Origin of the sequence: Pantoea sp. GCM10028869, assembly GCF_042666835.1 — a bacterium.
Taxonomy (GTDB): Bacteria; Pseudomonadota; Gammaproteobacteria; order Enterobacterales; family Enterobacteriaceae; genus Pantoea; species Pantoea leporis.
This window is the reverse complement of record NZ_JBHTGO010000003.1, coordinates 325805-350376: the sequence shown is the minus strand read 5'-3', so window position 1 is coordinate 350376 and position 24572 is coordinate 325805. Positions and strand designations below refer to the sequence as shown.

The following is a 24572-nucleotide window of genomic DNA, read 5'->3' as shown; positions in this document are numbered from 1 at the left end:
TGCTTCTCCTCAAAACAGTCCGCTCTGATTCTTCAGCAGCGCTTCCACATCTTTATCCACCTTGATGTGAATCTCATGCTCAATTTTGACGTTCATATTGATGGTGATGGGCTCTTTCGGCGCCGCAACTTCAATGCGCGGCACGCAGCCAATCAGCGGCAGCCAGGCTGCCAGCACCAGTAATGCCCTGAGGCTCATGGTTGGGGATCCTTCTTCGAGGGTAAGGTGGCATTTTGCTCCACCCAGGATTGCAAATTATCGCCAAAGCGCAGGCTGCGCCACAGCTGGAACAAATTTTCCTGATGCCGGTAGTTCAGATTAACGGTCTGTCGGCGGTTACTGAACTGGCTGACGCCTTTCACTTCCGATTGCATGATCAGATTGCCGAAGTTATCCAGATCGATAGTGGCCCATGAACGCGAGATTTCCATGTAGCGCAGCCAATCCAGCGCCGCTCCGGCCGCAAAGTTATTGCTGACAATCGCGTCCGCCATATCTTTATCCAGCCGGAAGGTGAGCGGACCGCTGTTGGCGATCCAGCCCTTTTCAACCAGCCATTGCGGATTATTCACCCACAGCGGCAATTCGCCATTGACCTTGCCAGACATGGCAAACTGCTTGGGTTTGATCGCGCTGACCAGCTTGCTGAGATTGATCTCCTTCAGCGAGACGCGCGCCGCTTGATGCTGTGGCATGCGCAGTTCGGGCATGCTGACGTGTCCGCCTAACAGATCGAGATTGACGTTGCTGAGCGTTAGCGGCTGGCGCTCCTGCCATGGATAGTGACCTTGCAAATCAGCGGTGATGTTTTGCAGTGAGAACTGATTTTTTACTTCGGCGATACGCAGTGAAACCGGGCCGCGCCGTCCAAGCTGCCATTGATGATCCTTCAGCCGAAACGGCAGCGAGAAATCGATGCCGTTGATTTCACTGTCCGGCATCCACAGGCTGCCGTTTTTCACCGTCCAGTGACCGCCCGCTTCAAAGCCCTGCTCGCTAGCCGCCGAGAATGCCACCTGCGCGCGCAGTTCACCCGACTGGATACGCATTTTTAAATCGCTGCTGAGCAGTGGCTGGAACACCGTCAAAGATTGCGCCGGCCACCAGGCTTCGCCGCGCAGACGTTCGCCGTCCCAGCGGCCATGCACGCGTACCGGGCCAATATCCTCCGCCGTCAGCTGACCGCGCCAGATAAACTGGCTGGGATCGCTGCCTTTGGCTTCAAAATTAAGTTCTGATGGCGGCAGCCAGCCGCCGTAGCTGAACTGGGTTTGACCGGATTTGAGCGTGAAGCCACCGTTAAACGCCGGATGCGAGGGATCGCGCTGCCAGCGCACCGGCGCATTGAGCGTCAGGCGCGGTTTAGCCACTTGCACCATGCCGTACGCCAGCTGATCGAAACCGGTATTCAGCGTGTCGAGGCTGATCAAAGTGTCCTGCCAGCTGCCGGTGCCCTTCACGTCCCATTTGGCGGTGAGCGGCTCGATCAGGCCGTCCCCCCAATAACGCCAGTTCCACACGCCGCTGTCGGGCCAGAAATCGCTGGCGCGGCCATCGAGATGCAACCTGAAGCGACCAAAGCTGGGATCGTGTGCCTTAAGTATCGCCTGCAGGCGACCATTAATTCCGCTCGACGCCACCGTCACGCCCGCCAGCGGCCAGCGCGCTTCATCCACTTCCAGCGTTGAGAGCAAGCGACCGCGCAAACGCAGCAGCGCGCCTTGTTTCAGGGTCAATTGCGGATCGGTCAGCACGCCGTGCAGTAAGCCCGGCATGCTGCCAAACAGCTGCAGATCGGCGAATTTGCTCTCGCCGGTCAACTGGAACGGCAAGGCGCTATCGACCATGCTCAGTTTGCCCGGGCCAACGCTCAATACCAGATTGCCTTTGCCGCCGCGCCCTTGCGTCAGCAAATTAAATCGCCCGCTGACCAGCGTGTTTTCCAGTCCTTGCTGCCAGTTTTCCAGCGTTAGCGCCATGCCACCTGATAGCGGCTGATCGGCCTGCGGCCAACGCCATTGACCTTGCGTAATACGAATCTGCCGCTCATCGACCTGCCACGGCAGCTGCAGCAGCGGCTGATCGTCATCCTGCTGCTTCACCGTCAAGGTGCCTTGCTGTTGCTGCCAGTTGAGCGCCAGCGCTAGCGGCTGCGGCCACTGCACAATATTGAGGTCAGCGCTGAGTTCGCCCGCTACCGGCAAACCATCGGCAAAGGTTGGCAAGGTGACATCGCCATGCAGGTTGAGCGGTTTGGGCAGTAAAGGATGACTGAGCTGCAGCTGGGCAATCTGCAGCAGCTGGCCTTGCAACCGCGCATCCACACTCAGGTTGTCGCCCTGATAATGCAGCCGCTGCACATCGTTATTTAAGGTGAGATCGAAACGTCCGGCATATTGTTGCCACGGCAGAATGGTGATTTTTTGCAGGTGGACATCGGCGCCAGGCAACATCTTCTGCCAGTCAGTCAGGCTGCGCGGCGCACCGCTGGCTTCGCTGTGCGGCAGCGATTGCAGGCAGTCGCTATTGAGTTGGACTTCTCCCGCGCTAAGTTGCCAGCGCTTTTGCTGCCAGCCGAGCGCCGCATCGCTGACGTTTGCCAGTACACAATCGCCCGCCAGATAGCGCACCGCCGGGAAATGCAGCGCGCCTTGCTGCCAGCGCGGCGTGCCGTTAAGTTCCACTCGGGTGTTTTCAGGCAGCCAGATACCGGCCAGACGCGGCAACCATTGCGTGAGCGTCAGCAGCAATCCCAATAGCAGCAGTATCAGCGCCAGCAGCGCAGCAAGTGTTCGGCGAAGGCCACGCGTCATGGCAGTTAACGTTCCTGTTCTTTACACAATCCTGACGAGGAGCCAAATGATGGCATGTTACGTCCGGCAAATGAAGGTGTTAGCGACATAGTCTGGCTGAAGCACAGCAAAATGACGCGGAAAACGTTATCCTGTTGTGATACCGACGTTGCATTTTTCAGGAGCGAAACAATGAAAGTTGCGGTTTACAGCACCAAGCATTACGACCAAAAATACCTTGAACACGTCAACGACAGCTACGGATTTGAGCTGCAGTTTTTTGACTTCCTGCTGACACCGGCGACGGCAAAGAACGCCGCGGGCTGTGATGCGGTGTGTATTTTCGTCAACGATGATGCCAGCAAAGCGGTGCTGGAAGAGTTGGCGGCGCTGGGCGTGAAGCACGTTGCGCTGCGCTGTGCCGGTTTCAATAACGTCGATCTGTCGGCGGCGAAAGCGCTCGGCATAAACGTGGTGCGCGTCCCGGCATATTCGCCAGAAGCGGTAGCGGAACATGCGGTTGGCCTGATGATGACGCTGAATCGTCGCATTCACCGCGCCTATCAACGCACGCGCGACGCTAACTTCTCGCTGGATGGCTTAACCGGCTTCAACATGCATAACAAAACCGCGGGCGTAGTCGGAACCGGCAAGATTGGTATCGCGGCGATGCGTATTCTCAAGGGATTTGGCATGCGCCTGTTAGCGTTCGATCCCTATCCAAGCCAGGCGGCGCTGGAGCTGGGCGCGGAATATGTCGATCTCAAAACGCTGTTCGCTGAAGCCGATGTGATTACGCTGCACTGTCCGCTTACGCCGGAAAACCACCATCTGCTTAACGCGCAGGCGTTCAGCCAAATGAAAGATGGCGTGATGATCATCAACACCAGCCGTGGCGGTTTGATTGATTCACAAGCGGCAATTGATGCGCTTAAACAGCAGAAGATTGGTTCGCTGGGGATGGATGTGTATGAAAACGAGCGCGATCTGTTCTTTGAAGACAAATCGAATGACGTGATTCAGGATGATGTGTTCCGTCGTCTGTCGGCCTGTCACAACGTGCTGTTCACCGGCCATCAGGCTTTCCTGACCGCCGAAGCCTTGACGGCAATTTCAGAAACCACGCTCAGCAACTTGCAACAGCTGGAACGCGGCGAAATCAGCCCGAATCAGGTCACCGCCTAACCCTTCTGCGCCTGCCTTAGCGGGCGCAGCTTCCACCCATCAGCGCCTGTTCGTCACAGCGACGACCATTCGCCAACTGGCACATACCGATGCGTGAACCGTCTAACTGACGGGAAAACGCCAGCGATCCCCCGGCATTACTGCAATTCACTTCAGCCATTGATGACATCACAACGCGCGGTTGTACGTGGGCGGCAGTAGCTTGTTGCGGCGGTTCGTTGTCACTGTTACTGCTGCAGGCAGAAAGTAACAAGGTGGCGCCAGCCAGCAGGAAGAGAGCGGCTTTCATCGATGGGGCTCCGGGGATTGAGCGAAAAAGTCGCACCAGCATATGTCAGGTGCGCTGAGGGATCGATAGGCGACACAGCTTTTTACAAAATTTAATTTCATTGTTTGCAAGCAGAATTATCCTGTTTGAGTTATTTCCGCCCTTTTCGCCCGGCAGAGGGTTTGTTTTTCAATAACTAAGGAGAGAACGATGTTGACGGATATGCTTATCCGCATCGCGCTGGCTGGAATTCTCGGCGGACTGATTGGGCTAGAGCGGCAGCTGCGCGCCAAAGAGGCCGGTTTGCGCACCCATATCCTGGTCGGTATCGGCAGCGCGATGTTTATGCTGGTATCGAAATATGGCTTTGCCGATATGTTAGTCAGCGACCATGTAGCGCTCGATCCCAGCCGTATTGCGGCGCAGGTGGTGAGCGGCATGGGCTTCCTTGGCGCCGGTACCATCATTATTCAGAAGCAAGTGGTGAAAGGTCTTACTACCGCCGCCGGTTTATGGGTCACTGCGGCGATTGGTCTGGTGATCGGTAGCGGCATGTATGAAATCGGTATCTACGGCACCGTGCTGGCGCTGGTGGTGCTGGAGACGTTCCGTCGCATCAGTCACTGGCTGATTGGCCGTCACCATACGCTGCTGGTGCACCTCAAACCCAAAAGCGTGCCGCTGGTGCTGCTGGTGCTGCAACGCGAAAATGTGCGCTACGGTCACATCGCCGTAGTGAACCGTGATGAAGAGGTTGGTCTGTGCGAACTGAGCGTTGAGGTGACGTTGTCACGACGTACACCAATGCATAATATCTATGACAAAGTGATGGAAATCAAAGGCGTTCAATCGCTAGAGATGATGTAAAAATCATCAATGTTAGATTGCGGTGCGCTGCCATCTCGCTAGCACACAGATGAAAAAGTCGCGTCCAAGCCCTTTGCTAAACTGAACTGATAACCCCCGTAAAGTTTGCGGGTTTCTCAGCGTAGCAAAGGACGATTTATGATTACCGTCGACGGTAACGGTGCAGTGGCTTCAGTCGCCTTCCGCACCAGCGAAGTGATTGCCATTTATCCCATCACGCCCAGCTCAACCATGGCCGAGCTGGCGGATAGCTGGTCCGGCGAAGGCCGCCGTAATATCTGGGGCGATGTGCCGCGCGTGGTCGAGATGCAATCTGAAGGCGGCGCGATTGCCACGGTGCACGGCGCGCTGCAAACCGGTGCACTCTCAACAACCTTCACCTCGTCGCAGGGATTGCTGTTGATGATCCCGACGCTCTACAAACTGGCGGGCCAGCTGACGCCGTTTGTGCTGCACGTCGCGGCGCGGACCGTGGCGACGCACGCGCTGTCGATATTTGGCGATCACTCCGATGTCATGGCAGTACGACAAACCGGCTGCGCGCAGCTCTGCGCCTCCAGCGTGCAGGAAGCGCAGGATTTTGCCCTGATTGCACAAATCGCCTCACTGAATAGCCGCATCCCTTTCATCCACTTCTTTGATGGCTTCCGCACCTCGCACGAGATCAACAAGATCGTGCCGCTCAGCGATGAAACCTTGCAGGCGCTGATGCCCGCCGAGGCAATCAACGCCCATCGCGCCCGTGCATTGACGCCGGATCGTCCAACGATTCGCGGCACATCCGCCAATCCTGATACCTATTTCCAGTCACGCGAAGCCACCAACCGCTGGTATGACGATTGCACCCAGCACGTTGAGGCTGCAATGACCGCGTTTGGCGAAAATACCGGCCGCCATTATCAGCCGTTTGAGTTTTACGGCCATCCGCAGGCCGAGCGCGTAATGGTGATGATGGGCTCCGGCTGCGGCACGGCTGAAGATGCGATTGATGAGATGCTGCAGCGCGGCGAGAAAGTCGGGCTGGTTAAAGTGCGCCTCTATCGTCCGTTTTCGGGGGTGCACTTGCTGCAAAAGATCCCCGCTTCCGCCCAGCGGATTGCGGTGCTCGATCGCACCAAAGAGCCCGGTGCGCTCGGCGAACCGCTATTCCTGGATGTGATGACCGCGCTGGCTGAAGCTTACAGCCGTGGCGAGCGTGTGTCGCTGCCGAAGGTGATCGGCGGTCGCTATGGTTTGTCGTCGAAAGAGTTCGCACCCGATGCGGTGCTGGCAGTGTTTCGTGCCTTGCTGCGCGAAACACCGCCAGCGCGTTTTACCGTCGGCATTTACGACGACGTCACCCATCTTTCGCTGCCGCTGGAAGCCAATATCGTGCCGAATCGCGCACGGCTCGAAGCGCTGTTTTATGGTTTGGGCAGCGACGGCAGCGTTAGCGCCAGTAAAAACAACCTGAAGATAATCGGTAACGCCACGCCGTGGCAGGTGCAGGGCTATTTCGTCTACGACTCGAAGAAAGCCGGCGGCCTGACGGTTTCCCATTTGCGCGTCAGTGAATATCCGATTCAATCCGCCTATTTGATTCAGCAAGCCGACTTCATTGGCTGCCATCAGCTGCAGTTTATCGATAAGTATTCGATGCTCGATCAGCTTAAGCCGGGTAGGATTTTTCTGCTCAATACGCCCTACAGCGCTGAGGAGGTGTGGCCGCACCTGCCGCAGGAAGTGCAGAGCCAGCTCAACGATAAACAGGCGCGATTTTATGTGATCAACGCTGCGCGTATCGCGCGCGAATGCCAGCTGGGCGCACGCATCAACACCGTGATGCAGATGGTCTTTTTCCAGCTGACCCAGATTTTGCCGGGCGATAGCGCGTTAACCGAACTGCAAAACGCCATTGCGCGCAGCTACAGCAGCAAAGGCAAAGAGCTGGTGCAGCGCAACTGGCAAGCGCTGGCGATGGCACAACAAGCGCTGCAGAGGGTGCCGCTGCAACCGGTAGACGTTCGCAGTCCGCATCGCCCGCCGGTGGTAGCCGATAGCGCGCCGGATTTCGTCAAAACCGTCACCGCAGCGATGCTTGCCGGCCTTGGCGATAAACTGCCGGTTTCGGCGCTGCCGCCTGATGGAACCTGGCCAGTTGGCACCACGCAATGGGAAAAGCGCAATATCGCCGAAGCCGTGCCGATCTGGCAGCCCGATCTCTGTACGCAGTGCAACCATTGCGTCGCCGCCTGCCCGCACTCGGCGATTCGCGCCAAAGTGGTTGATCCTGCAGCGCTGGACGATGCGCCATCTTCGCTCGCTTCTCTGGATGTGAAATCGCGCGATATGCGCGGACAGAAATACGTGCTGCAGGTGGCGCCGGAAGATTGCACCGGCTGCAATTTGTGTGTGGAAGTGTGCCCGGCCAGCGATCGCCAGCATCCGGAAATCAAAGCCATCAACATGAAATCACGCCTGGAGCATGTTGAGACGGAAAAGGTCAATTACGCTGCCTTCCTTGCGCTGCCGGAGATCACCGCCGAGCAGCTGGAACGTATTGATATTCGCACCTCGCAGCTGATTACGCCGCTGTTTGAATATTCCGGTGCCTGCTCGGGCTGCGGGGAAACGCCCTATATCAAACTACTGACGCAGCTGTATGGCGATCGCTTGCTGATTGCCAATGCCACCGGCTGCTCCTCCATTTATGGCGGTAATCTGCCTTCCACGCCTTACACCACCAATGCTGAAGGTCGCGGTCCGGCGTGGGCGAATTCGCTATTTGAAGATAATGCCGAATTTGGTCTGGGCTTCCGCTTGAGCGTCGACCAGCAGAAACAGCGCGCGCTCAGACTACTTGATCAATGCGCTGCGCAGCTACCGGCGGCATTGGTTGACGCATTAAAAGGTGACAGCGTCACCATTTCCCAACGACGCGAGCAGATTATACAGCTGCGCGCCCTGCTCGCGGCTTCACCGCAGCCTGAAGCCAAAGCCCTAAACGACACAGCGGATGCGCTGGTGGCGAAATCGGTCTGGCTGATCGGTGGCGATGGTTGGGCGTATGACATTGGCTACGGCGGCCTCGATCACGTGATGAGCCTGAGCGAAAACGTTAACGTGCTGGTGCTGGATACGCAGTGCTACTCCAATACGGGCGGCCAGGCATCAAAAGCGACGCCGCTCGGCGCGGTGACCAAGTTTGGCGAACAGGGGAAACGCAAGGCGCGCAAGGATCTCGGCATGTCGACGCTGCTGTACGGGCATGTGTATGTGGCGCAGATTTCGCTGGGCGCGCAGCTCAATCAAACCGTGAAAGCGTTTCAGGAAGCGGAAGCCTGGCCGGGACCCTCGCTGATCATCGCTTACAGCCCGTGTGAAGAGCATGGCTACGATCTGGCTTATAGCCACGAGCAGATGCGCCTGCTGACCACCAGCGGTTTCTGGCCGCTTTATCGTTTTGATCCTCGACGCGCCGAGCAAGGTAAAGCCGCGCTGGCGCTGGATTCGCGTCCGCCGACCTCGGAACTCGAACAAGCATTAATGAACGAGCAGCGTTTCCGCCAATTGCAAACTCAGCGGCCAGAAGAAGCGTCGCAGCTGTGGCGTGATGCAACGGTAGCCGCCAGTCAGCGTTATCAGCGGCTGGCCGAGTTAGCCGGGAAAACCGAGAAAAGCGAGTAGATGAAAAAGCCCGGCGCGATGGCCGGGCGTTTCTTTGCTGGGTTAATGTTGATGGATTAACACGGCTTGAGCTGAACGATGGCCATCTCTACCGCCCGATTCGGTGAGCCGGTGAGTTCACGATAGCGCAACTGTAGATTGCGCAACTCGCTGGCTAGCACCTCTTTCTCGGTTGCTGCGCCTCGCTGTGCCAGCTCCAGATAACATTGCCCCACCAGCCGACACGCCTCTTCAAAAACCATATCGTACGTTTGCATTTGCCGCTCCTCACCTAAAGAAAGTAAAAAAAGCACTTCGGCCATCCTGTCAGGCCCAGATGAGGTAAATATTTGCCCAGATCAATAAATAGCCAGATTGTTCTGACAAAGTGTGCGCCTTTGTCTCAAGCGCAATGAGTTATCATCAGAAAAGAGATCACTTCAGGCTAGCATTCGCGCCCGCAATCCGTACCATACGCAGTCATGTTTACAGGGTTTATTGCCGTTGAAGATTGCTTCAGCCGCTAACGGCCCTCGCCTTCACTCTCAAGCGTGAAAATAATGTCAGAAAATCAAGAAGTAACAAAAAAAGAGCAGTACAACCTCAACAAACTGCAGAAGCGTTTGCGTCGCAACGTTGGCGAAGCCATTGCTGACTTCAACATGATTGAAGAAGGCGATCGCATCATGGTTTGTCTGTCTGGTGGTAAAGACAGCTACACCATGCTGGAGATCCTGCGTAATTTGCAGCAGAGCGCGCCGGTGAACTTCTCGCTGGTGGCGGTGAATCTCGACCAGAAACAGCCCGGTTTCCCGGAGCATATTTTGCCGGCCTATCTGGAACAACAGGGCGTTGAGTATCACATCGTTAACGAAGACACTTATTCCATCGTTAAAGATAAGATTCCTGAAGGCAAAACTACCTGCTCGCTCTGTTCGCGTTTGCGCCGGGGGATTCTGTATCGCACCGCCACCGAGTTGGGTTGTAGCAAAATCGCCTTAGGTCATCATCGCGACGATATTCTGCAGACCATGTTCCTCAACATGTTCTACGGCGGCAAGATGAAAGGCATGCCACCAAAACTGATGAGCGATGACGGTAAACATATCGTGATTCGTCCGCTGGCATACTGCCGCGAGAAAGACATCATTCGTTTTGCGGAAGCGCGCCAGTTCCCGATCATTCCGTGCAACCTATGCGGTTCGCAGCCGAATCTGCAACGTCAGGTGGTTGCCGACATGCTGCGTGACTGGGATAAACGTTATCCGGGCCGTATCGAAACCATGTTTACCGCGATGCAGAATGTGGTGCCATCACACATGGCCGACATTAATTTGTTCGATTTCAAAGGCATCAAACACGGTGATGCCGTGGTGGATGGCGGTGATTTGGCGTTTGATCGCGAAAGCTTGCCGGTGCAGCCCGCGGGCTGGCAGCCAGAAGAGGATGATGCGCCGAATCTCAGCGTACGTCTTGATGTGCTGGAAATTAAGTAATCGGTTTTGCTGTGAAAAAGGCGCGTCGCTTCGGCTACGCGCCTTTTTTATTAACGGTGCGGCGGAGGATCCTGGATCGGTGGGAATTCGGGATCGTGTGGTGGCTGTGCGGGTGGTATCGGCTGCGGTTGTGGAATCGGTTCGGGAATCGGTGGTGGATCGGTAGGAATCGGTTCGCTGGCAATGATCTCTTGCATGCCCTTCTCCTTGTCGCTGAATGTTCTTTAAGCATAGGAAAGGTTGGCCGAGCAAGCCAGGCGGGCAAAAAAAAGCCGGCGGATAAGCCGGCGTCGTACGAATCAAATGTGCTATGCAGTAATTCAAAAAAGGAAGTAAGACAATATGGAGCGCAACGCCCATCGCTTGACGTTGCATTCACCTGCGGGAAAGAGTTTGCCCCGATTGCGCTGGCGGGATATTGATATCGATCAGGTTTAATCCGCTTTTCTGCCTTACAACCATTTCCGCCGTTTCAGCCATATCGCCACGCCGCCAACCATCACCAATAGCAGCACGCAGAAAGCGGTAAAGCCCAGCGCCCAATTGCCGCCCGGAATGCCGCCGAGGTTGACGCCGAATAAGCCGGTAAGGAACGTGGCCGGTAAAAAAATCATCGCCATCAACGACATGGTATAAGTGCGGCGATTCATCGATTCCGCAAGTATTGACGCCACTTCATCCGCCAGAATCGAAGTACGCGCCACGCCGGCATTGAGATCGTCCAATCCGCGACCTAAGCGATCGGCAACTTCTTGCATACGGCGACGATCGTCGTCGTTCATCCACGCCATCTTCTCGATAGCCAGCCGCGCATAGACATCGCGCTGCGGTGCCATATAACGACGCATCACAATCAGCTGCTTACGCAGCAGCGCCAAATCGCCGCGCGCTGGTACTTCCTGATTCATCAGCGCATCTTCCAGCTCGATAATTTTATCGTGCATCTCTTCGATAAATTCGCTGGCGTGATCGGTTAACGCATCGCACACATCCACCAGCCAGCTGCCGCCGTCAACAGGACCGTTACCTTGTTGTAGATCGGTCAGCACGGCATCAATGGCGTACACTTTGCGACGGCGCGTCGAGACAATCAGCTTGTCGTTGATAAATACGCGCATCGCCACCAGCTGATCGGGACGTGAATCGGCGTTATGGTTCACGCTGCGCAGCACAATCATGAAGCCGTCACCGAGCCGCGCCACGCGCGGCCGCATGCTGTCGCCCGCCAGCGCATCACGCACCGAATCGGGGATCAGCGGCGTGTTTTGCAGCCATTCCGCACTTTGTCGTTGGGTGTAATTGAGGTGCAACCAGCAGGGACGTTCGCAGTTGATGACGTCTTTATCTTCGATGGGGATCATGCCGCCTGCGCCATCCAGCTGACAGGACACAATGGCATCGGATACTTGTAACGCTTTTCCTTCAATGACGTTCACGAACTCGCCTCACTATCAAAATCAATACGATACAGTCTAGCGTGGCGCAGACCAGTTGCAATCATCAGGCTGTGAGCAAAGATGACAGGCGGTGACAATCACCGCCTGCGGATGTGCAGGATTAATGCTTCTCAATCCACAGCTCGCGGCTGTACGCCACGTCTTCAGGATTGGTGATCGGATAACCTTTCACCCACGGCTTGATTAAGCGGCCGTTAGTGTATTGGTAGATCGGCGCGATTGGTGCCTGATCGGCGATGATCTGCTCGGCTTTGTTGTAATCGGTGTTACGCGCCGCCACGCTGGTTTCAGTGCTGGCTTTGGTGATCACCGCATCGTAATCGGCACTGCGGAAGCGCGCGATATTGCCGGTGTGGGTCGAGGTCAGCAGACTGAGGAAGGTTGAAGGCTCATTATAATCGCCGATCCATGAAGCGCGGATCACATCGAAATTGCCGCTGTTACGGCTGTCGATATAGGTTTTCCACTCCTGATTTTGCAAGGTGACATTTACGCCAAGATTCTTCTTCCACATTGACGCCACCGCGATAGCAATTTTCTGATGGCTTTCCGAGGTGTTGTAGAGCAGCGTCAAATGCAGCGGTTTGCCCGGTCCATAACCTGCCGCTGTCAGCAATGCTTTGGCCTGCGCGTTCAGCTCCTGCTGGCTATGTTGCTGCAGATAGCTCTTCATCGGGGTGAAACCGGCGGTAACGTCCGGCGTGAAGTGCCAGGCCGGTTTTTCGCCGGTGCCCAATACTTTCTCCGCAATGATGCGACGATCGATGCTCCACGACAGCGCCTTGCGTACGCGTACATCAGCGGTTGGCCCTTTCTCGGTATTGAACGCGTAGTAATAGGTGCCAAGCTGATCCGGCGTATACACCTGACCAGGCAACTCTTTTTTCAGCAGCGCGTACATGTTTTTCGGGAAGGATTCGGTGATATCGATATCGTTGGCACGATAGCGTTTGGTAGCACTGGATTCTTCATTAATCGGAATAAACGTGACTTTCGTCAGCACCGATTTTTGGTCATCCCAATAGTTAGCGTTGCGCACCAATACAATTTTTTCGTTCACCACGCGATCCTGCAGCTGATAAGCGCCATTGCCCACCAGCTTGCCCGGTGATGTCCAGCTATCGCCTTCTTTTTCAATCACTTGCTTCGATACCGGATACATCGCGGCGTTGGCGACCATGCTCGGGAACCACGGTACAGGACGTGACAATGTCACCTTAAGGTGGGTCGCATCGGTTGCCGTTACGCCCAGCTTATCGGCGCTCATCTGTCCTTTGGTGATTGCTTCGGCGTTTTCAATGCCGCTTAAGGCGGCGAACCAGGCAAACGGCGAACTGTTCTTCGGCTCAACTAAACGTTGCCAGCTATAGACAAAATCCTGCGCGGTAACCGGCTCACCATTTGACCAGCGCGCATCTTTCCGCAGGGTGAAGATCCAGGTTTTGTTGTCGTTGCTGCTCCAGCTTAGCGCTACGCCCGGCACGATGTTTCCGTGGGCGTCCTGATTGGTCAGCCCTTCAAATAGATCGCGCATCACCTGAATTTCTGGCAAACCAACCGCCTTCATCGGATCGAGTGAAGCGGGTTCATCTTTAATATGGCGAACAATTTCCTGGGTGCTGGCCAGCTGTGCGCCCGGCGGCACGTTGGCGGCGAATGCGGGTGAGGCTGCACTGGCTACAATTAAGGCAGTCAGCGTTTTGCTGAACGTTAGTTTCATCACCACTCCTTTACGCGAAAAAAATGGCGACCGCGAAGAGATTGTGTCGCCAGCAACTTTTGGCACTTTATCGCAAATTGCTGATTGATATATAGCTATTTCCCCGCAGGCTATTTACCGTTATGTTGAGGCTGGATTCCCGGTCACATTTTTACCTTGAGCGCCAGAAGGCTTTTGGCGGTGTTGGAAGCATTTCATAGAGGAACGTCATGTCGTCATACCATCCACGTCCGCTGCGCGGCAAGCTGGACGCTGTCTGGCAACAATACGGGCAATCGGTGCTGGGTGCACCGCTGCTGTGGTTTCCGGCACCCGCCGCCGATGCCGAAAGCGGGCTGATTATTGCTGGCACGCACGGCGACGAGAATGCCGCGATTGCCACCTTATCGGGCGCGATGCGCACCTTGCCGGACGGGCTGCGGCGTCATCACGTTGTTCTGGCGGTCAATCCCGATGGTTGTCAGTTGGGGCTGCGCGCCAACGCCAATGGCGTCGATCTCAACCGTAACTTCCCCGCCGCTAACTGGCAGCATGGCGACACGGTGTATCGCTGGAACAGCGAAGCGGATGAGCGTGATGTGGTGCTTTCAACCGGATCAGCGCCCTCTTCCGAACCAGAAACCCGCGCGCTGTGCCAGCTCATTCATCAGATCAAACCGCGTTGGGTGGTTTCGTGGCATGAGCCGCTGGCCTGTATTGATGATCCGCACCACAGCGAATTAGCGCAGTGGCTGGCGCAGCAGACCGCGCTGCCGGTGGTGAGCAGCGTGGGTTATGCTACGCCGGGTTCGTTTGGCAGCTGGTGCGACGACCTCGGCCTGTTATGCATTACCGCCGAGATGCCGCCGATTTCGGTGGACGAAGCCACCGAAGTCTATCTGGAAGCGATGATCAATCTGCTGCGCTGGCAGCCAGCGGCTTGAGTACGCCGTGAGAAAAATGCAGCGACGGTTCAACATCGGCCGCAAGCCAGGTTGGACCGTCGAGATCCGCGAAGGTCGCGCGCGCCGTAAGCGGTAATGCCGCACGAATCGCCCGCGACGTGCAGAGCATGCAGCCGAGCATAATCGCGAATCCCTGCTGCTGCGCCGCCTCTGCCAGCGCCAGCGCTTCCGTTAATCCGCCGGTTTTATCCAGCTTGATATTCACCATCTCATAGCGCCCTTTCAGCTGCGGCAGGCTTTCACGCGTATGGCAGCTTTCATCGGCGCAGATTGGCAGCGGATGGATAAAGTTGCCCAGCGCGCTGTCTTCTGCGGCCGGTAGCGGCTGTTCCAGCATCGCGACATTGAGGTCGGCCAGCAGCTGACAGCGTGCCGCCAGGCCTTCGGCATGCCAGGATTCGTTGGCATCGACAATCAAAGTCGCGTCAGGTACCGCGCTGCGTATCGCCACCAAACGTTCGCTGATCAGGTGATCATCCATTTTAATCTTCAATAAACGCGCGCCATGTTGCCACAGCGCCTGCGCGCTGCTGGCCATCGCATCTGGCGTATCGATGCTGATGGTATGTGCGGTGACAATCTCGTCAGCCAGTTGCACCGCGCACAATTGCACCAGACTTTCGCCCTGCTGCTGTCGTGCCAGATCCCACATTGCGCAGTCAATCGCGTTGCGTGCCGCGCCCGCCGGTAACGCCTGTTGCAGCGCTTCTCGCGTCATGCCGCTTTGCAACGCGCTTAGCTGCGAGGCGATCTGCTTGAGCACCGACTCCTCACTTTCACCGTAGCGCGCGTAAGGCGTCGCTTCGCCAACACCTTTAACGCCATCCTGCTCGATTTCCACTACCACAACATGCGCCTCGGTGCGGCTGCCGCGCGAAATAACAAAAGGCGAATGTAACGGCCAGGCTTCCGGATAACTCTTCACTGTTCTCATTATTTCTCCTTAAATCCGTCGCTTTAATGCGAGCCGGCTCGATTATCGGCAGGAAATGCGCTCGTAAACCCTTAAAAATTATGTCATAAACAAGCGCTATACCTGTTCTGACGTTCCAAAAGTCAGATATTTCATCGTTAAAAAAGGAAATCGCATGTCTCAGACTGTTCACTTTCAGGGCAATCCGGTGCCGGTTGCAGGCCAGTTCCCACAAGTTGGCGAGCAAGCTAAACCTTTCAACCTGGTCGCAAAAGATCTTACTGACGTATCCCTGGCTAATTATGCAGGCAAACGCAAAGTTCTGAACATTTTCCCAAGCATTGATACTGGCGTGTGTGCGGCATCGGTGCGTAAGTTTAACGAGCGTTCAGGTGAAGCGAACAACACGGTTGTGCTCTGCATCTCCTCCGACCTGCCTTTCGCCCAGTCACGCTTCTGTGGCGCAGAGAACGTCAGCAACGTGATCACGCTCTCTTCCCTGCGCGGCGCTGAGTTCAAAGAAAACTATGGCGTGGCGATTGCTGATGGCCCGCTGAAAGGCCTGACCGCACGTGCGGTTGTGGTGCTGGATGAAAACGATAAAGTGATTTACAGCGAGCTGGTGAATGAAATCACCGAAGAGCCAAACTACGATGCCGCGCTGGCTGCGCTGAAGTAAATCTCTCGCCTGCCAGGCGAAACAAAAAGCACCGAATGATTAACGCGTCGGTGCTTTTTTTATGCTCACCTTCAGGATGGCTCAATTTTCAACCTGTTGATTTATCGCGATACGTAGCACTTATTCCCGCCATGTTGCATTTTTACTGTGATTCTTGTTACCCGTATCACATTAATTAAAAAACATAAAACCTGTAACAAATCCCGCAATTGTTCCCATCAGCATCGCTACCTATAACTAACCGTCAATTGCACTTAAGCGATTTAAAGACAGGCGGGAATCTTTATGCAAGCAAGCTTATCCATTAAAGAAAAGTTTAGTTACGGCCTCGGTGATATGGCCAGCCATATCGCCATCGATAACGTCATTATTTTTCTCACCTTTTACTACACCGATGTGGTGGGTTTGCCCGCAATCTTTGTTGGCACGCTGTTTTTACTGGCGCGCGTCGCCGATGCGGTGATCGACCCGGCGATGGGGATGGTGGCTGACCGAACCCGTTCACGCTGGGGCAAATTCCGTCCCTGGCTATTGATGCTCGCGGTACCGTTCGGCGTCAGCTGTATGTTGATTTATGCGGTGCCGGAAAGCCTGTCGCTGACTGGCAAGATGATTTACGCCGCCGTGACCTACAGCCTGATGATGCTGATGTACACCGCCATCAATATTCCTTACTGCTCGATGGGGGCGATTATCACCGCCGATGATAATCAGCGCATCTCCCTGCAATCATGGCGCTTCTTCCTCGCCACGCTGGGCGGCGCGATGTCCACTTTCCTGATGATCCCGCTCGCCACCTGGCTGGGCGGCGGTAACAAACTGGACGGTTACTTCGCAGCAATGTCGATAATGGCGACGCTGGCAACCCTGCTGTTTTTTATCTGTTTTCTCAATACACGCGAACGCATCAATGCTCCCGCTAACCACGGCAACTTTCTTGCCGATCTGCGCGATTTGCTGCGTAACGATCAGTGGCGCGTGGTCGCGTTGCTGGTGTTCTGCAATATCTCATTCGGCGTGGTGCGGCTCGGCGCGATGATGTACTACGTCACCTATTTTCTGGGTGATGCCAGCCTCTTCATGTGGCTGCTGGCCGCGCATATTGTCGGCAAAAGCGTCGGTAGCGTGCTGGCGAAACTGCTGACGCGCCGCCTGAACAAAATCACCGCCTTTACGCTCAGCGCCATTACTGCTGGCGTGCTAAGCATCAGCATCGTGTTCCTGCCCGGCTCGCTGGCGCTGTTGGTTGGCATGACATTCATCGTCTCCAGCTTCTATCAGGTCACCACCACGCTGATGTGGGTGATGATGGCCGACGTGGTGGATTACGGTGAATATCGTCAGGGAAAACGCCTCGATGGCACCGTCTTCTCGACTCTGCTCGCCGTATTGAAAATGGGCATGGCCATCAGCGGTGCGATTGTCGGCTGGACGCTTGGCCTGAGCGGTTACGTCGCTCAGGCACCGCATCAGCAACCCGCCGCCATGATGGCCATCGTGGCGCTGTTTTCGGTGGTTCCCGGCCTGCTGTCGCTGTTAAGCGCGCTGGCGATGCGCGGCTACAAACTTAACGATGCCACCATGCGCACCATCAATCAGCACAAAGTGTCAGCCCAACCGGCTGCCACTGCTTCCCCCCTTTTACAACCACAGGAGTTGTCATGAGTGAATTACGCGCCGAATCCCAGCGTATTATCTGGACATTTGACCGTCAGACGCTGGTTATCGAACCCTGGGGCGCGCATAGCCTGCGAGTACGAGCCACCTGTCAGCCCGAACTGATCGACCATGACTGGGCGTTGTTATCGCCTGCGGCTTGCGAGGTGGAGATCCAGCGCGAGCATGAATCTCTCAGCCTGCGTAACGGCAATATCACCGCCACACTGAATATTCGCGGCCAGCTGGCTTTCTATAATCAGCACGGCGAATTGCTGCTCGAGGAGTTCTGGCGTCAGCGCAGCACCGTGGGCATCGGTGCCAGCGAAAAGAGCCAGGACAAATACATCAGCGCCCTCAAGCTGGATGCGCGCGCCTTTCGACCGATTCCGGGAGGGAAATATCAGCTGAGCGTGCGCTTTGAAGCGCGTGCCGAAGAGAAAATCTATGGCATGGGCCAGTATCAGCAGGATTGTCTCGATCTGAAAGGCTGCACGCTTGAGCTGGCGCAGCGCAACTCGCAGGCCAGCGTGCCGTTTATGGTATCCAATCTCGGCTACGGCTTGCTGTGGCATAATCCGGCCATCGGCGAAGTGACCTTTGGTAAAAACGGCACGCGCTGGCAAGCCGAAGTAACCGATCAGATGGATTACTGGATCACCGCAGGCGACACACCCGCTGAGATCGTGCGTCAGTATGGACGCGCCACCGGCACAGCTCCGATGATGCCCAGCTTCGCGACCGGTTTCTGGCAATGCAAACTGCGCTATCGCACTCAGCAGGAAGTGCTGGAGGTCGCGCGCGAATATCGCCGCCTGCAGCTACCGCTCTCGGTGATCGTCATCGACTTTTTCCACTGGCCAAATCAGGGAACCTGGTGTTTCGATGCGCGCGACTGGCCGGATCCGCGTGCTATGGTGCAGGAGCTGAAAGAGATGGGCATCGAAACCATGGTGTCGGTGTGGCCCACGGTGGATAGCCGCAGTGATAACTATCGTCTGATGAAATCCAAAGGCTTGCTGGTTAACAGCGAGCGCGGCGTATCGGTGAACCTTGATTTTATGGGCAACACCACCTTTTTTGACGCCACGCATCCCGCCGCTCGCGAGTTCGTCTGGCAGGAAGTTAAGCGCAACTATTATGACCACGGCATCCGCACTTTTTGGCTCGACGAAGCAGAGCCAGAATACCGCGCCTACGATTTTGATAATTACCGCTATCATCTCGGCCCGGTACAGGAAGTGGGCAATATCTATCCGCAGCTGTTTGCCCGCGGATTTTATGAAGGTCTGCAACAACAGGGCGAGAGCGAGGTCGTCAATCTGGTGCGCTGCGCCTGGGCGGGCAGCCAGCGTTACGGCGTGCTTGCCTGGTCGGGCGACGTTCACTCCTCGTTCCATGCCTTACGTAATCAGTTTACTGCCGGGCTGAATATGGCGATGGCAGGTATTCCATGGTGGACCACCGACATCGGCGGTTTTCAGGGCGGGAATATTCATGATCCGGCGTTTCATGAACTGTTGATCCGTTGGTTCCAATGGGCGGTATTCTGTCCGGTGATGCGTTTGCATGGTTACCGCGAGCCACAAATTGCACCTGAAGAAGCCTGGCGCGATGGTATTGCGCAGTGTAACAGCGGCTCACCCAATGAGGTATGGAGTTACGGTGAGGAGAATTACGCGCTGATGAAAAGCTGCCTGCTGCAACGTGAGCAGATTCGCCCCTATATTGATGGCCTGATGCGCGAAGCCCATGAGCTCGGTGATCCGGTGATGCGCCCGCTGTTCTATCACTACCCGCAGCAGCCAGAGAGCTGGCAAGTGGAAGATCAGTATCTGCTGGGCCGCGACCTCCTGATCGCGCCGGTACTGCACGCCGGGCAGCGTGAACGTGAAGTGTGGTTACCTGCTGGTGAACAATGGATTACCCGCAATGGTGAGTGCTATCAAGGCGGCCAACGCATCAGCGTCGCCGCGCCACTGAGTGAAATTCCGGTGTTTACGAGAGCAGGAAGTCAGGTAGACATCCGCGTGCCAGAGTAGATGCAGATTTACGAAAGGTCGCCATGAATGGCGTAATGCTTGTCAGTTAGAGAGCATGTTGCTTTAAATCTAGTGCGGGAACTGACACATCTGCTGCGTCATGGGCCGTCCTCGCGCCGCTAGCGCGGTACCTTCGGCTTTCACGTTGTGCCAACGGACCATTCGGGGATCGGCCGTCCTGGCCGGCCCCGAACTGCCTCACGCATCCATGCGTGAGGCTCCTGGCCCAACGTAAAAGCCTCAGCGCTGCGAATGGCCCTTTTGCCGCAGCAGACGCGCCAGCGCCTCTGGCAAATGTGCCCTTTTCAACAACACGCACGGAAGCTCCGGCCAGCGCACTCGTCGTTGGCTTAACTAACAGGCATTACGCCATGAATGGTGAACGTAAACGTAGAACAGCGTTGCGAGATGCACGCGCTCTATTACTCGCTCTCGTTGCGCTTCTGCCCTAACCCATATTCACGCAGCTTATTGGCAATTGCGGTATGCGACACGCCGAGGCGTTTCGCCAGTTTGCGCGTGCTGGGATAAGAGAGATAGAGACGCGTCAGCACCGAACGTTCGAAACGGCTGGTGATATCGTCCAGCGAACCTTCCATCGCCTCTTCGCCCAATGACACATCCAGCGCCTGCTCTGGCAACACAATATCTTGTGGTCCCAGCTCGTAACCTTCCAGCTGCGTCAGCGCGCGGTACAGCGCATTCTTTAACTGGCGTACGTTACCGGGCCAGTTATAACGCGTCAGGAATGGCGTTAGCTGCGATGAGAGGCGCGGACGCGGCAAGCCTTGTTCATCGGCGAAACGCGCGACAAACATTTCGGTGAGCGGCAGAATATCCAGTGGACGTTCGCGCAGCGGCGGCAGATTGAGCGTCAGCACATTCAAGCGATAAAACAGATCTTCGCGGAACTCACCACGCTGCACCAGCTCAATCAAATTCTTCTGCGTGGCGCAAATCACGCGCACATCAACGTGCACTTCATGCTCTTCGCCCACGCGGCGGAACGTGCCGTCGTTGAGGAAACGCAATAGTTTGGTCTGCATGCGTGGCGACATTTCGCCAATCTCATCCAGCAATACCGAGCCGCCGTTAGCCTGCTCGAAGAAGCCTTTCTTGCCTTCCAGCGCATTGGGATATGCACCGGCAGCGTGACCAAATAGCTCGCTCTCCGCCACATCATCCGGCAATGAGGCGCAGTTCAGCGCCAGGAACGGTTTTTTGCCACGCGCGCTACGCAAATGACAGGCGCGTGCCAGCATATCTTTGCCGGTGCCGGTATCACCGACGATCAACAGCGGCGCATCGTGCATCGCCAGTTTGCGCGCCTGATCAATCACCTGACGCATTTTTGGCGTAACCGCCACGATATGATCGAACTCCGATTCATCGGTAACGGTAAGATTTTGCAGCTGTCGGCCCATACGCGCCGTCGATTTCAGGGTGATCATCGCGCCGACCGGCAGATCGCTCTGGCCCTCTTCTTCTGCCAGATAAATCGGTCGCGCTTCCATCAGGAAATCGCGCCCCTGAATCACCACATGCTGCGCCTGTGCGTCAACGCGATCATTCTCCAGCCAGCGCTGGAAATTGAAGCCGGTGATTAGGGTGCCAACGTTTTGATTGCGCAGCTTCTGTTCATCAAGGGTGAACAGATTCTGTGCTGCCGGATTGGCCAGCTCGACTTTGCATTTCAGATCGATGGATAACACCGGTTCTGGCATCGCCACCAGCAGCGCGCTCAATGCGCGATGCTCGCGTTCAGAGGGCATAAACGAAACGGTACGCACATCTGTCACGCCAGGTGTACGGCGGATTTCCGCCATCAGATTGCTGAAGGGTTCAAACTCCAGCGCGGTAAAATTGAGATAAATGCGACCGAGTGGCGCAATTTCGATGCCGCGCAGGTCGATATTGCGGGCAACCAGCAGGTCGAGCAACTCGCGCGCCAGACCGATTCGGTCCTGGCAGAAAACTTCCAAACGCATTGCGATGAGCCTTAGTCAGGTTTTGATTTTAGTGATAATACGCTAACTTGCAGCGCCTCAGAAGAGGCCTGTCAGGAAAAGTTGACAGCCAGAGGCAGGTGATAAAGGGAAGTGTAACGGAGCGACCAACAAAAATCCCGCCGAATATGCGTGGTAACACAGATAATTTTACCTTTCACGCCAGTTGCAGCGTGAAAGGTACGCAAGTGCTGATTATTTAGCAGCCTGCCCTACTTTATCCCCACTTTTTACCAGGGATTCTTTCAACTGACCGATTAACTCGCGACGGAAATCGCCCAGACGCGGCTTATCATCTTCCAGCCACGGTAACGGGCGACACAGCTCCATGGCTTTAATGCCGAGACGTGCGGTGAGCAAACCGGCACCAATCCCTTGCGCAGCGCGGGTTGACAGGCGTGCGGCAAGATCCTGTGACATCCAATCCATCCCGACTTCGCGCACCAGTTCGGAAGCCCCGGCAAACGCCATATTGAGCAGCACTAAGCGGAACAGGCGGATGCGGCTAAAGTAACCCAGCTCAATGCCATAGATCGCCGCGATGCGATTGACCAGCCGCAGATTGCGCCAGGCGATAAACGCCATGTCGACCAAAGCCAGCGGGCTGACGGCGATCATTAACGTCGATTCGGCGGCGTGACGGCTTATTTCCCGGCGCGCCTGACGATCCAGCACTGGCTGCACCAGTTGGGCATATAAGGTGACGATTTCACGATCGTTGTGGGTTTCATGCAGCGCCGCATGCCAGCGCTGCAGTGCAGGATGCGCCTGATCAAGCTGCGCCTGTTGCGCCAGCTTTTCACAGAACGCACGACCTTTTCCGACGCCGTGACTGTGCAGCAATTCGCGGCCAATATCGCGCTCTTCGGCCCGCTGACGCAGACGATATAAACGCCGCCATTCGCCAATCAGCGCACCCGCCCCGGCGGCAACTATCAATGTGCCTGCCACGCCGGTGCCGAGGGTAAACCAGTCGCGCAGCAGCCACGCATCGTGCAGCGTTTGCGCGCCCTGCGCCACCACGCTGACGCCGAAAATAGCGAGGCCAACGCCCACCATTTTACGCCACAGGCTGCGCTTCGGCCGCAGCGCGGCTTCCACCACTTTTTCGCCTTCGCCCTCTTCCAACGGCTCGGCTTCCGCCGTGGCGAGAAAGGCTTTCTCGCTGTCCGCGCTAAAGGTTTGTGCGGCGCGCAGCGGTTTTTCCGCTTCCACCGTCAGCGGACGGGCAAAATCAATGCGTCCTTTCAAAGGTGTTTCGTCGCTCATCGCAATTTATCTCCCAGTAAAAATTCCAGCGCGGCATCCATGCGAATATGCGGCAGCGGGCGATCGACATCCAGCTGCTGCGGCCGGAACTGTTCAAACTGAAATCCCTGCTGCTGCCAGAAATTGTGGCCAGGCAGGCGTGGCGGCACTTCGCCGGGATAAAACGTCAGCGCTTCATTATCGGCTAAACGATGACCGCGCAACGCCGGTAATTTCTCGCCACGATGATCAACCAGCCCACTTTCTGTGGCCTGCACCGAGGCTAAACCGAGGCAATCCATATTGATGCCTTCAAACGCCGCGTTCTGCCACGCGTCCTGCACCAGCTGCTGCAAAAGGGACACCATATTGGCGTGCTGATCCGAAGTCACATGATCGGCTTTGGTGGCGGCAAACAGCAGCTTATCGATCACCGGAGAGAACAGACGGCGGAACAGCGTGCGCTGACCGTAGTGGAAACTTTGCATCAGTTGCGTCAAGGCGAGGCGCATATCGTTGAACGCTTGCGGCCCGCTGTTAAGCGGTTGCAGGCAATCGACCAGCACGATTTGGCGATCGAAGCGCAGGAAATGATTTTTATAGAATCCTTTCACCACGTGCTGGCAGTAATAGTTGAAACGCTGCTGCAGCATGGCGAAGTTGCTGCCTGCTGGCGCTTGCGCCAGCTTGCTAACCTGCATCTCGTCGACCTGCGGCCACGGGAAGAACTGCAGCGCGGGCGCGCCGGCCATATCGCCCGGCAATACAAAGCGGCCCGGCTGGATAAAGTGCAAACCTTCGCTTTTGCATTGGTGCAGATAGTCGGTCCAGGCAGCGGCAATCGCTGCCAGACGATTTTCATCGGCGGGCGCAAAAGGATCGAGATCGGCGCACAAGCTGCGCCATTGTGCTGACCAGCCCGCGCGATCGCCCTGCAGCAAGCCCACCATCTGGCGTGACCAGCTGAGATAATCCTGCGCCAGCATCGGCAGATCCAGCAGCCATTCGCCGGGGTAATCGACAATTTCAAGGTAGAGCGTGGCGGTATCTTTGAAATGGCGCAGCAGCGATTCATCCGGACGATAGCGCAGCGCCAGACGCATTTCGCTCACACCACGCGTCGGCGTCGGCCACATCGGCGGCGTGCCGTACAGCTGCGCCAGACCTTCGTCGTAGGTGAAACGCGGCGTGCCGAGTTCACGCTGCGGCACGCGCTTGACGCCCAGCAGGCGATCTTCGCGCACCACGGAAAACAGCGGCAAACGTGCGCCGCTGTGAACATTGAGAAGCTGGTTAACCAGCGAAGTGATAAACGCGGTTTTGCCGCTACGGCTTAAACCGGTTACAGCCAGGCGCAGATGGCGGTCAACACCGCGGTTCATCAACGCCACAAATTCATTTTGCAGTCTTTTCATCGTTCTCCCTGATGAATCGTGCCGATAAGCGTTTAAACGCTTTGCTCAGCAACGGTTCCAGGGCGGCCGCCAGCAACAGGCGCAGCGGACGGCGCGCCACCGATTTCACCGCCCAGCCAGCGATACCGCCGGGCCCGTAAGTTACTGCACTAATGATGATAAATTTCCCCGCCGACATCAACGCAGGTGTCGCGCGACGGCGCAGAGCAGTAAAACGTTGAGTTTGCATAGAGCCTCTT

Annotated in this window: 20 protein-coding genes; 8 read left to right on the top strand and 12 right to left on the bottom strand. The window is 56.2% G+C overall.

Going from position 1 to position 24572, the window contains the following annotated elements:
- Positions 1-9: 9 nt before the first annotated feature.
- Together ACFQW4_RS09505 and ACFQW4_RS09500 are read right to left on the bottom strand one after the other, a co-directional pair.
- Positions 10-198, bottom strand: a complete 189-nt coding sequence (locus ACFQW4_RS09505; protein WP_008106429.1) for a YnbE family lipoprotein — start codon at positions 196-198, stop codon at positions 10-12.
- Positions 195-2813 (bottom strand): YdbH family protein, encoded by a 2619-nt coding sequence (locus ACFQW4_RS09500; protein ID WP_377724996.1) that lies wholly within the window; start codon positions 2811-2813, stop codon positions 195-197. Before ACFQW4_RS09500 ends, ACFQW4_RS09505 begins: the two co-directional genes overlap by 4 nt.
- A gap of 171 nt (positions 2814-2984) precedes the next feature.
- On the opposite strand from ACFQW4_RS09500, the gene ACFQW4_RS09495 reads away from it, so the two are divergent.
- Entirely contained in the window at positions 2985-3977 is a 993-nt protein-coding gene (locus tag ACFQW4_RS09495) for a 2-hydroxyacid dehydrogenase (RefSeq protein ID WP_377724994.1), read from the top strand.
- Positions 3978-3993: 16 nt separating this feature from the next.
- On the opposite strand, the gene ACFQW4_RS09490 is transcribed toward ACFQW4_RS09495, so the two are convergent.
- Positions 3994-4266, bottom strand: a complete 273-nt coding sequence (locus tag ACFQW4_RS09490; RefSeq protein WP_061718809.1) for a DUF333 domain-containing protein — start codon at positions 4264-4266, stop codon at positions 3994-3996.
- Positions 4267-4455: 189 nt separating this feature from the next.
- Between ACFQW4_RS09490 and ACFQW4_RS09485 the strand changes: the two genes are divergently transcribed.
- Both ACFQW4_RS09485 and nifJ read left to right on the top strand, forming a co-directional pair.
- Positions 4456-5112 carry an MgtC/SapB family protein gene (locus ACFQW4_RS09485; RefSeq protein WP_061718808.1) on the top strand — a complete coding sequence of 219 codons (657 nt, stop codon included), beginning with the start codon at positions 4456-4458 and terminating at the stop codon, positions 5110-5112.
- A 138-nt stretch (positions 5113-5250) separates the two neighbouring features.
- Positions 5251-8778, top strand: a complete 3528-nt coding sequence (gene nifJ / locus ACFQW4_RS09480) for a pyruvate:ferredoxin (flavodoxin) oxidoreductase (RefSeq protein WP_377724991.1) — start codon at positions 5251-5253, stop codon at positions 8776-8778.
- 56 nt (positions 8779-8834) lie between these two features.
- Here nifJ and ACFQW4_RS09475 read toward each other — a convergent pair whose 3' ends face one another.
- Entirely contained in the window at positions 8835-9035 is a 201-nt protein-coding gene (locus ACFQW4_RS09475; protein ID WP_008106442.1) for a DUF2767 family protein, read from the bottom strand.
- A 282-nt stretch (positions 9036-9317) separates the two neighbouring features.
- Here ACFQW4_RS09475 and ttcA point away from each other — a divergent pair, with 282 nt between their 5' ends.
- A complete protein-coding gene (ttcA, locus tag ACFQW4_RS09470; protein WP_101764303.1) occupies positions 9318-10253 on the top strand; it encodes a tRNA 2-thiocytidine(32) synthetase TtcA in 936 nt (311 codons plus the stop codon).
- A gap of 50 nt (positions 10254-10303) precedes the next feature.
- Here ttcA and ACFQW4_RS09465 read toward each other — a convergent pair whose 3' ends face one another.
- From ACFQW4_RS09465 to ACFQW4_RS09455, 3 genes are all read right to left on the bottom strand, one after another.
- Positions 10304-10450 carry a hypothetical protein gene (locus ACFQW4_RS09465; protein WP_167391210.1) on the bottom strand — a complete coding sequence of 49 codons (147 nt, stop codon included), beginning with the start codon at positions 10448-10450 and terminating at the stop codon, positions 10304-10306.
- 255 nt (positions 10451-10705) lie between these two features.
- Complete coding sequence (gene zntB / locus ACFQW4_RS09460; protein WP_210080723.1) at positions 10706-11689, bottom strand: zinc transporter ZntB; 984 nt, start codon at positions 11687-11689, stop codon at positions 10706-10708.
- A 121-nt stretch (positions 11690-11810) separates the two neighbouring features.
- Positions 11811-13430 carry an ABC transporter substrate-binding protein gene (locus ACFQW4_RS09455; RefSeq protein ID WP_377724988.1) on the bottom strand — a complete coding sequence of 540 codons (1620 nt, stop codon included), beginning with the start codon at positions 13428-13430 and terminating at the stop codon, positions 11811-11813.
- A gap of 209 nt (positions 13431-13639) precedes the next feature.
- Here ACFQW4_RS09455 and mpaA point away from each other — a divergent pair, with 209 nt between their 5' ends.
- A complete protein-coding gene (gene mpaA / locus ACFQW4_RS09450) occupies positions 13640-14353 on the top strand; it encodes a murein tripeptide amidase MpaA (protein WP_217546524.1) in 714 nt (237 codons plus the stop codon).
- Here the strand turns inward: mpaA and ycjG are convergent.
- Positions 14322-15308: an L-Ala-D/L-Glu epimerase gene (gene ycjG, locus ACFQW4_RS09445; RefSeq protein WP_377724986.1), complete on the bottom strand. Its 987-nt coding sequence runs from the start codon at positions 15306-15308 to the stop codon at positions 14322-14324. The two genes, mpaA and ycjG, sit on opposite strands and share 32 nt — an antisense overlap.
- A 154-nt stretch (positions 15309-15462) precedes the next feature.
- Here ycjG and tpx point away from each other — a divergent pair, with 154 nt between their 5' ends.
- The 3 genes from tpx to ACFQW4_RS09430 all read left to right on the top strand — a co-directional run bounded on the left by tpx (position 15463) and on the right by ACFQW4_RS09430 (position 19664).
- A complete protein-coding gene (tpx, locus tag ACFQW4_RS09440; protein WP_101764298.1) occupies positions 15463-15966 on the top strand; it encodes a thiol peroxidase in 504 nt (167 codons plus the stop codon).
- Between the two features lie 285 nt (positions 15967-16251).
- On the top strand, positions 16252-17631 hold the full coding sequence (locus ACFQW4_RS09435; protein WP_271459721.1) for a glycoside-pentoside-hexuronide (GPH):cation symporter: 1380 nt from the start codon (positions 16252-16254) through the stop codon (positions 17629-17631).
- Complete coding sequence (locus tag ACFQW4_RS09430; RefSeq protein ID WP_377724981.1) at positions 17628-19664, top strand: TIM-barrel domain-containing protein; 2037 nt, start codon at positions 17628-17630, stop codon at positions 19662-19664. Before ACFQW4_RS09435 ends, ACFQW4_RS09430 begins: the two co-directional genes overlap by 4 nt.
- Before the next feature lie 422 nt (positions 19665-20086).
- Here the strand turns inward: ACFQW4_RS09430 and tyrR are convergent, their stop codons facing one another.
- The 4 genes from tyrR to pspD form a co-directional block, all read right to left on the bottom strand.
- Positions 20087-21652, bottom strand: coding sequence for a transcriptional regulator TyrR (gene tyrR, locus ACFQW4_RS09425; RefSeq protein ID WP_101764295.1), 1566 nt, complete (start codon positions 21650-21652; stop codon positions 20087-20089).
- Positions 21653-21865: 213 nt separating this feature from the next.
- Positions 21866-22939: a YcjF family protein gene (locus ACFQW4_RS09420; RefSeq protein WP_377724978.1), complete on the bottom strand. Its 1074-nt coding sequence runs from the start codon at positions 22937-22939 to the stop codon at positions 21866-21868.
- Positions 22936-24333 (bottom strand): YcjX family protein, encoded by a 1398-nt coding sequence (locus ACFQW4_RS09415; protein WP_222182220.1) that lies wholly within the window; start codon positions 24331-24333, stop codon positions 22936-22938. The genes ACFQW4_RS09420 and ACFQW4_RS09415 overlap by 4 nt, the downstream gene beginning before the upstream one ends.
- Positions 24314-24562, bottom strand: coding sequence for a phage shock protein PspD (gene pspD / locus ACFQW4_RS09410; RefSeq protein ID WP_007888070.1), 249 nt, complete (start codon positions 24560-24562; stop codon positions 24314-24316). The genes ACFQW4_RS09415 and pspD overlap by 20 nt, the downstream gene beginning before the upstream one ends.
- Positions 24563-24572: the final 10 nt, after the last annotated feature.

Coding starts and splice junctions, on each gene's coding strand:
- ACFQW4_RS09495 (WP_377724994.1), top strand. CDS start 2,985: ATGAAAGTTGCGGTTTACAGCACCAAGCATTACGACCAAAAATACCTT.
- mpaA (WP_217546524.1), top strand. CDS start 13,640: ATGTCGTCATACCATCCACGTCCGCTGCGCGGCAAGCTGGACGCTGTC.
- ACFQW4_RS09475 (WP_008106442.1), bottom strand. CDS start 9,035: ATGCAAACGTACGATATGGTTTTTGAAGAGGCGTGTCGGCTGGTGGGG.
- ACFQW4_RS09455 (WP_377724988.1), bottom strand. CDS start 13,430: ATGAAACTAACGTTCAGCAAAACGCTGACTGCCTTAATTGTAGCCAGT.
- ACFQW4_RS09415 (WP_222182220.1), bottom strand. CDS start 24,333: ATGAAAAGACTGCAAAATGAATTTGTGGCGTTGATGAACCGCGGTGTT.
- pspD (WP_007888070.1), bottom strand. CDS start 24,562: ATGCAAACTCAACGTTTTACTGCTCTGCGCCGTCGCGCGACACCTGCG.
- ACFQW4_RS09500 (WP_377724996.1), bottom strand. CDS start 2,813: ATGACGCGTGGCCTTCGCCGAACACTTGCTGCGCTGCTGGCGCTGATA.
- ACFQW4_RS09490 (WP_061718809.1), bottom strand. CDS start 4,266: ATGAAAGCCGCTCTCTTCCTGCTGGCTGGCGCCACCTTGTTACTTTCT.
- ttcA (WP_101764303.1), top strand. CDS start 9,318: ATGTCAGAAAATCAAGAAGTAACAAAAAAAGAGCAGTACAACCTCAAC.
- ACFQW4_RS09485 (WP_061718808.1), top strand. CDS start 4,456: ATGTTGACGGATATGCTTATCCGCATCGCGCTGGCTGGAATTCTCGGC.
- ACFQW4_RS09435 (WP_271459721.1), top strand. CDS start 16,252: ATGCAAGCAAGCTTATCCATTAAAGAAAAGTTTAGTTACGGCCTCGGT.
- tpx (WP_101764298.1), top strand. CDS start 15,463: ATGTCTCAGACTGTTCACTTTCAGGGCAATCCGGTGCCGGTTGCAGGC.
- nifJ (WP_377724991.1), top strand. CDS start 5,251: ATGATTACCGTCGACGGTAACGGTGCAGTGGCTTCAGTCGCCTTCCGC.
- ycjG (WP_377724986.1), bottom strand. CDS start 15,308: ATGAGAACAGTGAAGAGTTATCCGGAAGCCTGGCCGTTACATTCGCCT.
- ACFQW4_RS09430 (WP_377724981.1), top strand. CDS start 17,628: ATGAGTGAATTACGCGCCGAATCCCAGCGTATTATCTGGACATTTGAC.
- tyrR (WP_101764295.1), bottom strand. CDS start 21,652: ATGCGTTTGGAAGTTTTCTGCCAGGACCGAATCGGTCTGGCGCGCGAG.
- ACFQW4_RS09420 (WP_377724978.1), bottom strand. CDS start 22,939: ATGAGCGACGAAACACCTTTGAAAGGACGCATTGATTTTGCCCGTCCG.
- ACFQW4_RS09465 (WP_167391210.1), bottom strand. CDS start 10,450: ATGCAAGAGATCATTGCCAGCGAACCGATTCCTACCGATCCACCACCG.
- ACFQW4_RS09505 (WP_008106429.1), bottom strand. CDS start 198: ATGAGCCTCAGGGCATTACTGGTGCTGGCAGCCTGGCTGCCGCTGATT.